This is a genomic window from Fibrobacterota bacterium, from assembly GCA_019509785.1.
GTDB lineage: Bacteria > Fibrobacterota > Fibrobacteria > UBA11236 > UBA11236 > Chersky-265.
Genome location: JAEKLQ010000079.1, coordinates 14,292 through 30,052, shown reverse-complemented (window position 1 = coordinate 30,052; position 15,761 = coordinate 14,292). Strand labels below are relative to the sequence as shown.

Here is a 15,761-nt window from a genome sequence, read left to right as displayed (position 1 = left end):
TCAGCGCTTGGCCTTCCCGGCCTCGCGGACGGGACCGGGAGCCGCTGGGCCGGCTTGCCGCTCGGGGCCCGCGGCGCCGTGGGCGGCCGTATCGGCCCGTACGCTGTCGGTCTTCTCCTGCTTCTTGTACTTGGCCTCGTCCAGCACCACGTCCAATTCCTGCACCAGGCGATCGTTAATGGTTTCCGCCAGCGCCGACAGCTCCCGGACCACGTAGATCGGTTCCGGTTGGACCACCGCCTTGCGCAGGTCGTAGAGCTTCTTCCAGGTGATCACGTTGGTCTTGGCGTTCTCGAGCTGGTATTCGATGGCGAGATGGGAATACACCTGCTCCTTGCTGTCGAACTCCTCGATGGCTTGCACGTTGCAGGAGAGGTAGAAGTCGGGAACGAAGTTCTCCACCGTGCGGGTGACATTGTCGAAGAGCTGGGCGGCCTTCAAATGCTTCAGCGCCAGGTCGGTCATCATCCGGTCGGGATCGACGGCCCACAGGTGCAGCCCGTAGAACTGCATCTGGTTGGCGGATTGACGGTAGACGATCTGGCTGCGCCGGTAGGCTTCGGCGATTTCGCAGTCCCGCAGGCGCAGGACGAACGGGTAGGGGCCCTTCTGGATGCGCTCGGGCGGGGGCGTAGGCACGTAGTCGAGCACGTAATACTTCGTCTCCTGGACCTTGCCCCAGTAGCATCCGGAAAGGAGCGACAAGATCAGGACGGCCGCGGCGCGGGCGGGATGGCGGAGGGGAAGGGCGCGGTTCATTTGTGGCGCTCCTGCTTCTCTTCGCTGCGCAACAGAACCGAGGGATTCTCCCGGATCTGGCGGCTGAAGGCGTTCATGTTCTTCATGGTCTCCTTCAGGTTATTCATCGATTGCGACAAGTCCTCTTGGACGCGGAGAATCGTGATGTCCATCTTCTGGGCGACGTCTCCCGCGCCTTCCGCCAGCTTGCGGTATTCATGGACGGTCTCATCGATTTCCGCTTTCTTGATTTTGTCCTTGAGCGTGGAGGTAGCCGCTTCCGCATCGGCCAAGATCGCGTCGATGCGCCGCCCCGGACGGATGCGGGCGATATCCGAGGTGAGGCTGTCCAGGCTGCCTGCCAGGTTCACCGAACTGTTCACCAGCTTCTCGAGTTGGGCCCGTCCCTGGGACTCGGTCAGGGCCAGCACGTTCCCGAGCAGTCGATCGATCTTGTAGGCGATGGAATCGGCCCGTTGCGTGAGTTTCCCCAAGGTCGATAGTTCAGAGCGTATCTCGCCGCCGGGCGGCACGTCCGGGGCGGAGTAGCTGCCCCCGGTGAGCTCCAGGTATTTCAGTCCGGTGATTCCATAGCTGCCCATGCTGGCCACCATGTCCTGCTTAACGGGGGTGCCCTTGTTTACCTCGAATCGCACGACCGACCGCGTGACATCCGTCGTGTCGGTCAGGATGGCGACGATGTTTCCCACGTCCACGCCGTTCTGTTTCACGGGAGTCCCGAGCTCCAGCCCGCTCACCGTTTCCGACAGGCGGGTGAAGTAGGGCACCTTCTTGGTGAAAATCTTTTTGCCAACCAAGGCGAAGATCACCACCACCAGCAAAACGGCCGTTCCGATCAGGAAGATACCCAAGCGGGCTTTTTCCGCGCGGCTCACGTCCATCAGCCCTCCTCCACATTGAATACGGCCACCCGTCCCTTGGCCTTATGCGGCTCGGGCTTGCGCGCCAGGAAATCCTTCACCTCTTGCGGCCCGGAACGCTCGGCCTCCTCGAGGGTGCTATCGCAAATAACCTTTCCTTGGGAGAGGAAGGTAAGGCGATCGCACAAGGTACGGATGGAATCCAGCTCATGGGTCACCACCACCATGGTGATCCCCAGGTTCTCGCGCAACTCGAGCAGCAGCTCGTCCAGGCTACGCGAAGTGACGGGGTCGAGTCCCGCCGAGGGCTCGTCGCAGAACAGGAGTTCGGGATCGTTCACGATGGCGCGCGCCAAGGCGGCCCGCTTGCGCATGCCCCCCGAAAGCTCATTGGGCGCCTTATCGTAGGCTTGTTCGAGTTTCACTTGCCCCAGCTTGATGCGGACCAGTTCTTCCACCACGGCCGGCGGGAGCCCGGGGTTATGGATACGCATGGGCAAGGCCACGTTTTCCCCGACGGTCAGGGAGGAGAGCAGGGCGCCGCCTTGGAAGAGCACGCCCATGCGGCGGAGCTGCTCGATCGGGGATTGGCCCTGGCTCCAATCCACCTTGGAACCCAGGATCTCGATCTCGCCCCCCAGCGGTTTCTCCAACCCGATGATGTTCCTGAGCAGGGTGGACTTGCCGCAACCGGAACCGCCCAGCACGATGCGGATCTCCCGGGGCTGGACGGTAAGGGATACGTCCTGCAAAACCGGATCGCCGCCGTAGCCGGCGCGCAACCGTTTCACCACTAATTTAGGCCCCTCGTCCATGCGACTCAATAGTAGAAGATGAAGGAAAACACGGCATCCGCGAAGATTATCGCGAATATGCAGGTCACTACGCACGAAGTGGTGGCCTTGCCCACCGCGTCGGCCCCTCCCCGCACGTTCAGCCCCTTGTTGATCGCCACCAACGCGATGATCCAAGCGAAGGTTACGGATTTCACCAACGCTTGTCCCATGAAGTTGAGGGTGACCGCTTCCTTGAGACCCGAGATATACGATGCCGGGGACAATTTGAAGAACCAGAATCCCACCGCGCCCCCCGCGAAAATGCCGGAAGCGGCCGACACCGCGGTCAGCATGGGTCCGGTCAGGGACATGGCCCAGAAGCGGGGCAGCACCAGGAAATGGATCGGGTTGATGGCCATGGCATGCAAGGCGCCGACTTCTTCCTGCACCACCATGGTGGAGATTTCCGCCGTAACCGAACTGCCTGAGCGCCCGGCCAGGATCACGGCGGTCAGGATCGGGCCGAACTCGGTCACCATGCTGATGCCCATGCCGCTCGCCAGGAAAACCGTGGCGCCGAATTTCTGCAATTGGATCCCCGATTGCAGCGCCAAGGTAAAGCCGATGATGACCGAGAGCAAGAGCACGATGGGCAGGGCGTTGCTCCCCAGACGCACCATCTGGATCACGGTATCCCCGCGCATCAGCGTCTTGGAACGGAACAGGGCGAAGGTGGACCAGTACAGGGATTCGCTGAGAAGCACAAGGGTATCGCGCATCTCCACGATGAAAGCGATGCCGGACTCGCCCACCCGCTCGGTTAACGGGAGGGGCGGTTTTTTTTCCGCGTCCCCGGTTTCCGGCAGCACCGCGTGGGCCAAGCGCTTCTTCATTTCGGGCGAAAGGCCCTTGAGCACCAGTTTGCCCCCGCGCTGGGATAGCGACTCCTGCAATTGGGCCAGCCAAGCGAGGGCCAGGGTATCGAGCCGGACGACCTTGCGGCAATCGAGTTCCAGCGGACCGTTTCCGGCCCCGTCCAGAAGGCGGCCATGCTCCCGCGAAACCCAATCGGGGGTGATCTCGGGGGGCAATGCGAAGGACCGAGCGTTCACGCGCGGTCTGGGATTCTGGGGGCGTTCGCGCGGTGGGTTGATGCGGGTATCATGCGGAGAATAAATGTACCTTTGTCCGGCATACGGATGAAGCTCATTATCCTGAATGTCATTGTAAATAAAATAGTTTCCCGATTCGATGCCTAAAATGGAACCCCACCGGGAAAGCAACCGTCTCGCGCGCATCTTAAGCGGCGCGTTCGTCTGCGCCGCCATCGCATCCGCCGGCACAGGCCCGTCCCCGTTGCAATCAACGGGCGCGCCCGCCGCGTCCCGGTCGGCGGCCCCGCATCCCGGATCCGACAGCGTGCCGGCATCTAAACCGGGGCCCGTTCATGCCCCGAACCGTACCGCGCCGGCCAAAGCCGGGACGGATAGCCCCGTTTCCGATAGCGCGTCCGCCGCGCCCCAACCCCCTGCGCCCGCTCCCTCCGCGCCGCCTGCCGATCGTCCGACGCCGCCCGCGCGCGCCTTCGATTACGCCACGGCCGAAAAGATGGCCATGGAGGTCTATCCCATCTTGAAGGAGAAGCGGCTGGAGATCGACAAGAGCGAACTGCAACTCGAGGATCTGAAGCGGTCCGCCATCCTCCCCAAATTCACCGTGGAAACCGGCATGGGCCCCGCGCCGGGCCTGCGTACCGTGCTCGATAGCACCTCGATTTCAACCAACAGGGAATTCCTGCCGGACAATACGCCCATCTTCCAGAAGCAGAAAGAGTACGACTTCCATCAGTGGGGGCCCTTCTTCGGGATCGAAGCCACGGTGGCGCAGCCTTTGAATTTCACCCGCTACATCGCGGGCAAGCGCGCGGCCGAGGCCAATATCCGCGTCTCCGAAGCCCAGTTCCAAAAGGAAAAAATGGATGTCTCCGAGGAGGCGCAGCAGCGGTATTTCCAGCGGATCTACGCGGGCCAAATGCTATCCATCCTCCGCAATGCGGCCAAGGACCTGGACAAGGCCCAGAAGACGATGGAGGAGAAACTCGACGAGGGCGACGGGAACGTAAAGCAGACGGATCTCCTCGAATTGAAGGCCGGTCGCTACACCTTCGAGAAAGCCCGCAACGAGGCGACCACGGGGGTCTCCCGCGCGGATCTGGCCTTGCACTTCCTGCTCCAGGTGCCGGACTCCGAGGCTCTCGCCCCGCGGGATACCAACCTCACGATGCGGTCCGAAGTATTCCCGTCGCTGGATTCCCTGAAGATGCTGACCCTGCTCAACCATCCCGATCTCAAGCGCCTTGCCAACGGTTTGGCGGCCCGTCGCGAACTGGTGCGCGTCGCGAAAGGGGAACTCGGCCCGGATATCTTCCTGTTCGGCGACTTCAAATACACCAAGGCCTGGTCCCCGGCGCGCTCTTCGGGCGGCGAGGATCCCTTCGCCCGCGATCCCCTCAATGAGCTGACCGCCGTGGGCGGGCTGGGCATGCGCCTGAACCTCAATTTCTGGTCGCGTTACGAGAAGGTCCGCAAGGAGAGGATCGAACTCAACCAGCTGGAGCGTACCGAGGCCTATGCCGCCCGCGGGCTACTGCTCAAGATGCAGGACGAATACCTGCAGATGCTGAATTGCAAGGCGGACGTGGCCGATGCCCAGAAATCCCTGCGCGCCGCGGAGGCTTGGCTGAAAGGCGCGGCCATGAAATACGATTTGGATCCGTCCAACGCCAAGGACCTGATATCCCCGTACAAAACCGCGCTGGGCGCCAGACGGGATTATTACGAAGCCGTGCTGAACTACAATCTCGCCGTGGCCAAGGTGATCAAGTCGATCGGATGGACTTTGGGCGATTTTATACATAATTTGGGACCTAAGAGCCCCTAGCCGATCGGGACGAAGCGGCGGCCGGATGGTCGTCGACCCGCGGGGGCAAGGAGTTTGGATGTTCGGATTGAAGCGGTCGATAGCGGTAGTTCTGATGGCGGGAGTCACGGCCTTCGCGGCCAACCCCGGCGATCCGGTGGCCATCATCAAGAAGAAGGACGCGGAACTTCAGAAGATGCTGCGGGACAAAGGCGCCTCCAAGGATCGGCTGAAGGTGCTCATCAACGGGATTTTCGATTTCGAAGAGCTCGGCAAACGGGCCCTGGGACCGGAAACCTGGAAGACCATGACGCCGGACCAGCAGAAGCGATTCGTGAAGGCTTTCCGGGAGATGGTGGAGAACGCCTCGGTCAGGAAACTGGAAGCCTACGAGTCCGATTCTTCCACCTACGAAGCCCCGGAGATCGCGAACGGGAAAGCCAGCGTTACGGCCCATGTTTGGAACAAAGGGACGGAGTCGGTGGTGACCTACAAGCTGCTGGCCGAGGACTCCACCTGGAAGGCTTGGGATCTGATCATCGACGATTTGAGCACGGCCCGCAATTACGGGGATCAGTTCAAGACGATCCTGAAGACCTCCAATATCGACGGGCTCATCGCCAAGCTGGAGAAGAAGGCCAACGAAGGCGGGGACACCAAGAGCGCCGACAACCTGAAGGCCAAGTCCGAGAAGGGCGCCACGGCCCATGCGAAGGCCTCGTCCGCCAAATCCTCCTCCGCCTCGGCGAAAGCGCCGGCCAAGGGCCCCGCGGCCGCCGCGCCGGTCACCCCGTGAGGTCCTGAGGGTGGTCTGGTCGATCCTGGCCGCCATCCTGTTTCTATTTCTGCTCGCGCTCTGGCTGATCCGTTTCCGCTATCATCTCGAATACGAAAGCCCGGCCGCCTTACGCGTGGTCGCGGGCGTCCATTTCCTTTGGTGGAAAAAGATCCTCTCGGCCGATCCGTTGCGCGCGCTAGGAAAGGATCCTGATGAGGACGGAGGAAATCCGGGTTCGGATCACCCTTCGGGGCACGGGGAGAAAAAACCTTCAAGTAAGCCTGCTTCCGGAAACCATGGTTCGCATGGAAACGGAAACAAGGGCATGGATGGGAGCGGACCGGGCGCTGCGGATGGGTTCGCGGGCCAACGCGGCGCGCTGCGCCTGCCGGAGAGCTGGGTGTCATTACTCGGGCGCATCGGGAATCGGTTCCGGCGGGCCGGATTGAAATGGGCGCTCGATCCGGGAGTCTGGCGGTTGATCGCCGCTTTCGGATGGCGCTCCAGCCGCCGGGTCCTATGGCTGGCGCGTCCGCGCATGCAGTCCCTGCATTTAGGCCTCGCGAACGCCTACGATCTGTCGCGGTTGGCTTCGGTCTGGTCGGTGGCCCAGGCCACCCTTCCCGCCTTGGCATGCCCGGTGAGCTATGGCTTCGGCGCCCGCGCGGCCGAAATCCGGATGCGGCTGGGCGGGCGTTTCACCGCCTTGGAGGTGGCCCTGCTGGGACTAGTGTCCTTAACCACCTTCCCGTTCGGCGGGCTGCTCCGCCGCTTCGCTCAGTGCTGGCGCGATCCGGAGTTGGCCGGGTGGCAAAAGCGGGTTTTACTACCTTGATTGCCCCGTACGGGCAGGCGCGTTCGGCCCCGGAAAGGTGATCATGAGCTTCCTGGAAAAAGAAGAAAGCGAAAAGCCCAGCACCTTCTGGGATTGGGTGGTGGGTATCGGCCTGATCGTCCTCATCGGCGGTTTCACGGTCTATTACCAATACCAGAAGCGGGTTTCGACCAGCCGCTTCCAGGAGGCGGACGCGGTCTTCAAGACCGGCAATATGAAGGAAGCCGGGCAGCTTTACGAGGCCCTGAAGTCGGCCCAGTACCTGAGCAATAAGGACGATAGCATCATCTACGCGCGTTTGGATGCCGTCGAGACCGCGCAGGAACAACAGAACGCGGCGGTCACCGAAGCCAAGAAACGCGTGGCCGCCCACGACACCGTCGGGCTCGCCAGCCAATTGGCCAAATTGCCGCATCGCGATTTGCTTTCGACCGAGGATCAAGCCTGGGTGGATTCGGTGCTCGGCCACGGCGCCGTCGCATCCAAACCCTAGTCGCTAGTCGCGCGCGACGCGGATTATCCGATCCGACGGGCCGTCCGCGGTGAGGTCGATCCGCCAGGTGAACGTCGTTCCGGCGGGAAGACGCTCCGCCCATTCCACCAGGCATACGCCGCCTTGCCGGAAATAATGATCGAGCCCGATCTCTTCCCAATCCGATCCCGGTGCCAGCCGGTACAGGTCCATATGGAAGAGGGGCAGGCTGCCCCCGGGATACTCGTGGACCAAGGCGTAAGAAGGCGAATGGACGTCGCCCGGAAATCCGAGCCCGCGGGCGATGCCCCGGCAAACGACGGTCTTTCCCGCGCCGAGGTCCCCGGATAGCGCGACCCCGTCCCCGGCCTTGAGGCGCGTTGCGAAGGCGCGGGCCCAGGCCTCCGAGGCTTCTTCGGAGTGGGTGCGGATCTCTTCCATGGGGGATCAAAATAGGAATCGCGGGGGTCCATGCGTCCTGTGCTGCAGAGGTCCGGCGGGGGGCGGCCCCGGGCGCTCCGGGGCTCGGATGGGCTTCGGTCCCGGCGCATCGACCGGGTTTGATCGATGGCCGGACCGGCCAACACGGGATCGATATCCCTCCGCAACGCGCATGCGGCATCGATGAATGACGTCGTTGCAGGCGCTGCCGGGGTGGCCGGTCCGGCCGCGCCGGGCCCTGCGCCCAACTCGCCGCGGAGCGCCCGGGTCCGACCCCCGCCTTCGCCCTGCCGCACCGGCGCCGGGACCGCGCGCTGGGATACGCGCGGGACGGGAGGGACGGGAGGGACAAGGACAATCCACGCAGACACCTTGATCGGTGCTTTAAGGAAAAGCGTTGGAAGAGGTAGCCATAAGGAACAGCGTTTTGAAAAAGCATCCGGGACCGCCGCTTGAGCCCGGCTCGCATTCTCGCCCTAGGTGGATTGGCCTTCGATGTGCGCGGTCGATGAGTGGCGTGGATAGGAAGCTCCCTAAGGTCTGTCGGGGCGGTCGTGTCGCGCGGATGAGCGGAGGGGGGCAGTTAAGGACCCAGTCCGAAGGGACCCCGCGAGGAGGAGCGGTACACAAATGGCCCAGCCATAAGACCAGCGCGGTAGCCGGCGAGCCGATCAACAGTTTGGTTCCGCGGGCGCCCACTTGCCCGGGACGTGGATGGACCGGGTGGAACCGATTAGCGAGCGTCTGAGGCGAACCGGCCCCCCGGCCCCGCCCAGACCCAGCCCAACAGCGCTCCACGCACCACCACTGCAGCCTCAAGTCTTCGGAGTCAAAGTCACCAAAGGAACCAGCAGCTCCTCGATGGACAACCCGCCCCCCACCATTTGCCCCTTAAACTGCGTCACGAAGTACTGGAACTTGTTGGGGTAGACGAAGTAGTAGTTGTCCTTCGCGATGGCGTAGGCGATCTCGCCGACTTCGCCGGGCAGGCCGAACTGGACGGGGGTTTCCACGAACAAAGCGTGACGCTCATCGCAGGAGATATTCTGGCCGATCTTCACGCGCGGGTTGGGCGTCTTTTCTTCCTGGCAGAAGACCTCGGCCGGCGCGTCCACCAGGACGGTGCCATGATCGCTGGTCAGGATCACGGTACGGTTCTTCTCCGCCATCGCCTTCAGCATTTCGAAAAGCTTGGACGATTTGAACCAGGTGCGCGCCAATTCGCGGAAGCCTTTTTCGTCCGGGGCGATTTCCTTGAGGACCGGGCTCGCCTGGCGGAGCTGGTTGAGCATATCGAAGAATTCGACGACGACGGTGAGCAGGGATTCTTCCTCGTACTTGGGAAGATCGGCGAGCAGCTTCTCGCCGTCCTCGGGTTGGCGCAAGTGGATGATCTTGGGATCCTCGAGATCGATGCCGTTGATGCGCAGATTCTGGCGCAGTAGCTCCCGCTCATAGGGAGCCTTGTCCTCTTCTTCCTGCATCTTCTTCCACAAGCTCGGCTGCTTGAGGCTGACTTCGCGGGGCGATTGGCCCGAGAAGAGCCCGGCGCGGCAGTTGGTCTTTTCGCTGGGGAGGAGCGCCCAGGAGATGGCGTTCTCGACCTTGAAGAAGGGTTCGAGCAGGGGTTGCAGGGCCAGCCATTGATCCACCCGGAAACCCGCCATTACGACCAAGCAGACCTTCTCCCCCTTTTTAAGGGGCGGGATGACCTTGCGCTTGAGCGCCTGGGTGGACATGTTGGGGTTGCCGCCCTTCTTGCCGAACCAGGAAACGTAGTTCTCCTCGACGTAGGAGATGAACCGCTTGGCGATTTCCTTCTTCTGCCCGATATGGGTGTCTATCATGCCCTGGTCCACGAGGGCTTGCAGATCGTTGTCCCATTTGCAGAGCTGGAAGAAGATCTTCTCCCATTTCTGGGGAAGCAGGTTGGTCATCAGGCTGGACTTGTTCTCGGAGAGCTCGCGCACGTAGGCCGATGTCACGTGGTTGCTGCGGATGGCCCGCGAATGCAGGATGCCCTTGCATACCGAAAGGATCTGCGAGGGATTCACCGGCTTGATGAGGTAGCCGTTGATGTTGCGGCCCAGGGCGGCTTCCATCAGGCGCTCTTCTTCGCTCTTGGTCACCATCACCACGGGGATGTTCTGATCGTAATCCTTGATCTCTTCCAGGGTGGAGAGGCCGTCCTTGCCGGCCATCTGCTCGTCGAGCAGGACCAGATCGTAGGGCGCGCTCTTGATCATGGCCACGGCATCGTCGCCATTGGTGGCTTTCTCGACCACGTAGCCGTGCTCTTCCATGAACATGATATGGGCCCGGAGGAATTCGATTTCGTCATCGACCCAAAGGAGGCGTTTGCCGGCAATGCTCATGGCTTCTTCCTGGAAGTCCTTTCCGGAGCTAGGGGCAGCACTATCTCGAACTGCGTCCCCACGTCCTTCTGGCTCTTCTCAACATAGATTTTTCCGTCGTGATATTCATTTACGATGCGGCGGCACAGGCTCAGTCCCAGCCCCCAACCGCGCTTCTTGGTGGTAAAGCCGGGGTTAAAAATATGCTTGAGGTGCTCGCGGGGGATGCCTTTTCCGTTATCGGCCATGGAAATATGCACCGTCCCCTCTTCCTCGGCGTAGCGGGTGGTAATGGAGATGACTCCGGCTTCCACTTCGATGGCGTCCACGGCGTTGCGGATCAGGTTCTCGATGACCCACCCGATCAGCTCCTTGTTGATGAGGATTTCCGGCAGCTCGCCGAGATGGAGCTCGATATTGATCCTTTTGCCCAAGTGCGGCAGCCGGGAGGAGAAGTAATGGGCCGTAAAACCCAGGATTTCGTTGAGGTCGGCCTGCTTTAATTCGGGGATGGATCCGATTTGCGAGAAGCGCGTGGCCACCTTGTTGAGGCGGGAGATGTCGCTTTCCATCTCGCCCAGGATGCGCAGGTTCTTTTCCGGCTCGGGAAGGTTTTCCAGTTTCATGCGCATGAAGTCGATCCACCCCAGTAGCGATGAGATGGGGGTCCCCAACTGATGCGCCGTCTCCTTGGCCAGCCCGACCCAGAGGGAACTCTGCTCGTTGGAGCGGATGATGTGGAACCCGAAGTATCCCACGAAGCAGAAAAGGAAGATGATGACCAGCTCCACCATCGGCATCCAGGAGAGGATGTGCAACAAGGTGAACTCCCCGTAGTGCAGGAAACCGAAGGTATGGCCTTCGGCCTCCAGCTCCAGGGGCTGGTTCTTCTTGTCCATGTCCTTCACCAGCTTGAGCAGGAACTCCTGCTCCGCTTTCGCCAGGTACGCGAAGGGCACTTGCGGAACCTTCGATCGGCCTTTGCTCCAGAACCGGTAGCTGATGTTGTTCCAGTTGATGGGAACGTTCTGGTTGTCGGTGATGACCATGGGGACCTGCGACTTGCGCACGATCTCGTTGAAGATGACGTTGATCTCTTCGTGGTTCAGCTGCTCCGAAATGGCCACCGCGTAGAGGCGCGCCTCCTTCTCGTTGATCTGGAGGGCCTGGGACTCGAGATTGCTGATGAATATCTGGTTGAGTATGGTGAAGCAGGCCAGCAGCGCGAGCGCGCTGGTGAACAGGATGTATTTGATATTGGCCAGCGACAGCGAGGTGACCCAACCGCGCAGCTTCCCCAAAGGCGGCAAAAGGCGGAGGAAGCGGGTGGGAAACTTTATCTCTGGTGCCAAACGATCCCCTGTAGTTGACTCTCGATTAGGGTACAGGGTTAAGGGTACAGGGTAAAGGGGAATGCGATCGCCGCATCATAACCCTGAACCCTTTACCCTGTACCCTTAACCCTTCTTCTTGGGCTTGATTTCGGTCAAACCGTCCATATAGGGAACGAGGCATTCCGGGATCCTGAAACCGCCCTCGGGCGTTTGGTTCCGTTCCAGCAAGGCCACCAGGACGCGCGGGGTCGCCAGGCCCGATCCGTTCAAGGTATGCACGAAATGCGGCTTTCCCTCGATCTTGGTCCGGATGTTGGCGCGGCGGGCCTGGAAGTCCTCGTAGTTGGAAACCGACGAGACTTCCAGCCAGCGTTCTTCGGCGGGGGCGAACACTTCCAGATCGTAGCACTTCGCGGCGCCGAAACCCATATCGCCCGTGCATAGCTCCAGCACGCGGTAATGCAGGCCCAGCTTCTTGAGCAAGGCCTCGGAATAACCGACGAGCTTTTCATGCGCTTCGTACGACTTGGCCGGATCGGAGAACATCACCATCTCCACCTTGTCGAACTGGTGCAGGCGTTGGAAGCCGCGCGTTTCCTTGCCCCACGAACCGGCCTCGCGCCGGAAGCAGGCCGTATAGGCCGCGTAGGAGATGGGCAATTGGGCCAGCTCCAGCATCTCGTTGGCGTGCATATTGGTCACCGGCACCTCGGCGGTCGGCACCAGGTACAGGCCGTCCTCGCCGATGGTGTACATGTCCTCGGCGAACTTGGGCAATTGGCCGGTGCCGATCATGGAAGCCTGGTTGACCACGAAGGGAGGCGAGATTTCCGTGAACCCGTTGTGCTTGGTGTGCTCGTCGAGGAAGAAATTCAGCATCGCCCGCTCCAGGCGCGCCCCCAGTCCTACGTAGATGGGGAAGCCGCTGCCGGTGATCTTGGCCCCGCGTTCGAAATCGAAAAGGCCCAGTTCCTTGCCGAAATCCAGATGATGCTTGGGCTTGGGTCCGGCGTACTTCGGGCCCCATTCGCGGCGGACCACGTTATCCGCCGACGATTTGCCGTCCGGAACGGAAGGGTGGGGAAGGTTGGGAACCAACAGGGCCAGGGCGCGGAAGCGGCTATCGAGATCGTCGAAACGTTCTTGCTCCGCCTTAAGGGCATCCCCGAGGGTGCGGGTCTTCTCGATGGCATCCTTGGCGTCCTGGCCGGCGCGCTTCATCTGCGCGATCTGCTCGGTCGCCGCGTTGCGCTCGGCCTTGAGCTGGTCGAGGCGTAGGTTCGACTTGCGCTTCTCGATGTCGATGTTTACCATCGCATCCAGATCGACCTTGGCTCCCCGGCGTTCCAGCCCTTTCCTGATCGTGTCCACATCTTCCCGGTACAACCGCGGATCCAACATGCTTAGGCCCCTTATACTGCTGTGGCAAACGTAGCAAAAACCGCAAAACTGCTGCCGGCGGGGCAACTATAGTAGTTTATACCCGTTTTTCGGGAGCCCGGCGTTGCCGCCTCCCGGACCATCGGGAGGGCGCAGCTTGCGTTATTGGTTCGATGCGCGGAAATGGCGGACGGTATGGGTACTGGGCCTGGCGCTGTGGGCGGCGCCCGCTTTCGCTCAGACCTACGATGTGGTTGGCCTGGTGGAGGACGCGGAGCATGGCGAGCCCGTCGGACAGGTCGAGATCTCCCTCAAAAGCGGGAAGGTGCTCGGTTTCACCAAGTCCAACGGGCGCTTCGAGATCACCGTCAACAGCCATAATGCGACCTTGGTTTTCAAGCGCCACCCTTACAAGGATCAGGAACTCGATCTATCCGACCTCACCCAGCTCATCGACATCGAGGTGACGATGGAGTCGGACGTGCTGGCGTTGACGGACAAGACGGCCGAGTCGAAGCGGGGGCCCGTGCGGGAAGCGGCCGGGGCCCACAGCATGGAAGAACTGGAATCGATGCAGGGGATGCGCATCGATCTGAACGATCACTTGCGGCAGTTGCCCGGGGTGTCGGGCATGGGGGAGTTCAGCAACGACATTTCCGTATGGGGCTCGCGCACCAACGACGTGACCCACTACCTGGGCCAAAGCCGCATCCCCAGCCTGCGGCATCTGGATATCGGCTTTCCCGGCAACGAGAGCGTGCTGAATCCGCGCCTGCTTAAATCGGTTACCGTCTCCGACAACCTGGCCAAGGGCCCGCTCAACCAAGGCAACGCCTCGGCCTTGGTCTACGATCTCAAGGAGGGCGATCCCAACAACATCACCGGCGACGTGGTTTTCGGCACGGTGAACCGCGAATTGAACATGACGGGCTATTGGGGCGGGCGAACCTTCATCATGAGCGGCCGCTATCTGGAACCCACCTTCTTGGCCAATCTGGGGAACCATTTCTTCACCGATCCCAAGGAAGCCCGGCTCCAGACCGGAGGCAAGCCTTGCGATACGAATTGCAATACCCTGGACAATCCCTTCAAATTCAAAACCATGGACGGATACCTGGGTTCCTATTACCGGGACTCCACGGGAGCCTATTCCCGGCATAGCATCCTGGGCCTCAATGATTACTACCGCGTGCAGCAGGACGTTTCCAAGGACTGGGCGCATAGCGCCCCGCAAACCCTGGTGGAAGGCAGCCAGGATGCGTTCATGTACGCGTACGAGGCCATGACCCCGCACGAATCCGGCGACCTCCAGTACTCATTAAGCTTTCTGCACCGCAAGCGCGAAGAGGCCTTCCGGGATACCCTGCCTCCGAGCACCGACGTATCCGATGCGCCGGCCTGGTACTTCGCCGAAGGCAACAACGAGATCACCAATTTAATCGGCGATGCGAACGTGGAAGATTACCAGGCGAACGGATCATTCCAATGGAATCCGAACGGGAAGCTGCTCGGGGCGGGCTACGGGTATGGCCTCGATCTGGAATACCTGCATCAGGACCGGGATTTCCTGGACATCAGCCCGGGCGTGGGCGTCGATCGGCACAATATCCCGATGGACTACGCGTTGGCGACCGGATTGCTTCGCCTGAGATGGACGACGGGCGAGAAGCGCAATTGGGACGCGGCCGTGGGGGCCACCGGCGTTTATCAAGCCCTGTCGGATGGATCCCATCCGGGATTCAATGCCCCCGCCCCCCTCGCCTCCGTGCGTTATACCCGGCCCATCATCGGATCCACCTTGGGCTACGCGGAGACGGCGATAAGGGCCAATACCGCCATCCAACCGACCGGCGTCAATCGCGTCGACGCGGTCACCACATCCAGCGCGGAAGGCAAGGTGGGCGTGGAGAGCGGATGGAAGGACGAATTGAAGCTGACGGCCAGCGTCTATTCGCGGCTTTACAAGGACCCGGTTCTGCCCGTGCCCGAGGTGTTCTGGAATTACGGGGAAACCCATCAGTCCGATTACGCTTACGCCAGCGGCGGCAACGTGACCGCCGCCTGGTTGCCCAGCCACCATCTCGGGATCAACGTGAACGCTTCGGTGGTACAGGGCGATTACCATCTGAAGGACAACGATCAATTCCTTCCCTGGGAAGCCAACCGCAGCTTGGATCTGGTTTCCAATCTGCGTTTCCTGCCGCGGCGGGATTCCTTGCTCAGCTTCATCCTCACCTATACCGCCAGCAACGGGGCCCCCTTGTACGAATATACCGGGCTTTTCGATGCCAAGACCGAACAGCCCACCCAGCACCGAACCATCGGCGTGGACCCGGATTTCGGCACCGTCTCCCGGCAGCGTACGGACCTGCGGATCAACCTGGATTTAAAGAGCCATTGGCGCCCGCTGGAGTCCATGCGTTTCTTTTTCGAGGCCGACAACCTCTTCGCCGACTACGACAATTCGAGCTTGGATTGGCTGGGCGGCGCCAACCGCCGCAAACGCGGATGGACCCGCGCCAACTATCCGAACGGGGATCTGCAGCCGGTGATCACCAAGGGGTTGGGGCTGTACATCATGTTCGGCTTCGAGGGTAAGCTGCTAATCTAGTGCTGCCTCTTTGCTTCGGGGCCCGTGCCGCGGGCGCGGGGCGCTCTGGGCTCGGAGGGAAGCGTTTCGAAGGGTTAGGTCCACGGGCCCGGTTTCCGTGCTGGCGCCCACAGGCGATACTTCCAGGGCTACCGAGCTACACGTGGGCTTTCGATAGACTCATCGGTTAGCACGGAAGCCGGGCCCTCCGCTTCCCACTCGCCCTGCGCGACCCGCGGCCGCGGCCCGGTCGACCGGGACCC

At 61.5% G+C, this 15,761-nt stretch carries 13 protein-coding genes; 5 read left to right on the top strand and 8 right to left on the bottom strand.

Annotated elements, in window-relative coordinates; all coding sequences use genetic code 11:
- From JF616_21395 to JF616_21380, 4 genes are read right to left on the bottom strand one after another with little or no spacing between them, the layout of a single operon-like run.
- Entirely contained in the window at window positions 1-759 is a 759-nt protein-coding gene (locus JF616_21395; protein MBW8890318.1) for a membrane integrity-associated transporter subunit PqiC, read from the bottom strand.
- On the bottom strand, window positions 756-1,640 hold the full coding sequence (locus tag JF616_21390) for an MCE family protein (protein MBW8890317.1): 885 nt from the start codon (window positions 1,638-1,640) through the stop codon (window positions 756-758). The genes JF616_21395 and JF616_21390 overlap by 4 nt, the downstream gene beginning before the upstream one ends.
- Window positions 1,640-2,434: an ATP-binding cassette domain-containing protein gene (locus tag JF616_21385; GenBank protein MBW8890316.1), complete on the bottom strand. Its 795-nt coding sequence runs from the start codon at window positions 2,432-2,434 to the stop codon at window positions 1,640-1,642. The genes JF616_21390 and JF616_21385 overlap by 1 nt, the downstream gene beginning before the upstream one ends.
- Window positions 2,435-2,439: 5 nt before the next feature.
- The gene (locus tag JF616_21380; protein MBW8890315.1) at window positions 2,440-3,507 is read right to left on the bottom strand and encodes an ABC transporter permease; all 1,068 of its coding nucleotides are present in this window, start codon (window positions 3,505-3,507) and stop codon (window positions 2,440-2,442) included.
- Window positions 3,508-3,655: 148 nt separating this feature from the next.
- On the opposite strand from JF616_21380, the gene JF616_21375 reads away from it, so the two are divergent.
- Genes JF616_21375 through JF616_21360 form a run of 4 tightly spaced genes read left to right on the top strand, consistent with a single transcriptional unit; the run spans window position 3,656 to window position 7,420 of the window.
- A complete protein-coding gene (locus JF616_21375) occupies window positions 3,656-5,335 on the top strand; it encodes a TolC family protein (protein ID MBW8890314.1) in 1,680 nt (559 codons plus the stop codon).
- A 58-nt stretch (window positions 5,336-5,393) separates the two neighbouring features.
- Window positions 5,394-6,110 carry an ABC transporter substrate-binding protein gene (locus JF616_21370; GenBank protein ID MBW8890313.1) on the top strand — a complete coding sequence of 239 codons (717 nt, stop codon included), beginning with the start codon at window positions 5,394-5,396 and terminating at the stop codon, window positions 6,108-6,110.
- A 10-nt stretch (window positions 6,111-6,120) separates the two neighbouring features.
- The gene (locus JF616_21365; GenBank protein MBW8890312.1) at window positions 6,121-6,927 is read left to right on the top strand and encodes a hypothetical protein; all 807 of its coding nucleotides are present in this window, start codon (window positions 6,121-6,123) and stop codon (window positions 6,925-6,927) included.
- Between the two features lie 43 nt (window positions 6,928-6,970).
- Window positions 6,971-7,420 carry a hypothetical protein gene (locus JF616_21360; GenBank protein ID MBW8890311.1) on the top strand — a complete coding sequence of 150 codons (450 nt, stop codon included), beginning with the start codon at window positions 6,971-6,973 and terminating at the stop codon, window positions 7,418-7,420.
- A gap of 3 nt (window positions 7,421-7,423) precedes the next feature.
- Here the strand turns inward: JF616_21360 and tsaE are convergent, their stop codons facing one another.
- From tsaE to serS, 4 genes are all read right to left on the bottom strand, one after another.
- Window positions 7,424-7,840, bottom strand: coding sequence for a tRNA (adenosine(37)-N6)-threonylcarbamoyltransferase complex ATPase subunit type 1 TsaE (tsaE, locus tag JF616_21355; GenBank protein ID MBW8890310.1), 417 nt, complete (start codon window positions 7,838-7,840; stop codon window positions 7,424-7,426).
- An 815-nt stretch (window positions 7,841-8,655) separates the two neighbouring features.
- Entirely contained in the window at window positions 8,656-10,215 is a 1,560-nt protein-coding gene (locus JF616_21350; GenBank protein ID MBW8890309.1) for a response regulator, read from the bottom strand.
- Window positions 10,212-11,546, bottom strand: coding sequence for a sensor histidine kinase (locus tag JF616_21345; GenBank protein MBW8890308.1), 1,335 nt, complete (start codon window positions 11,544-11,546; stop codon window positions 10,212-10,214). Before JF616_21345 ends, JF616_21350 begins: the two co-directional genes overlap by 4 nt.
- A 105-nt stretch (window positions 11,547-11,651) precedes the next feature.
- Window positions 11,652-12,929 carry a serine--tRNA ligase gene (serS, locus tag JF616_21340; GenBank protein MBW8890307.1) on the bottom strand — a complete coding sequence of 426 codons (1,278 nt, stop codon included), beginning with the start codon at window positions 12,927-12,929 and terminating at the stop codon, window positions 11,652-11,654.
- 136 nt (window positions 12,930-13,065) lie between these two features.
- On the opposite strand from serS, the gene JF616_21335 reads away from it, so the two are divergent.
- Window positions 13,066-15,519 carry a hypothetical protein gene (locus JF616_21335; GenBank protein MBW8890306.1) on the top strand — a complete coding sequence of 818 codons (2,454 nt, stop codon included), beginning with the start codon at window positions 13,066-13,068 and terminating at the stop codon, window positions 15,517-15,519.
- Window positions 15,520-15,761: the final 242 nt, after the last annotated feature.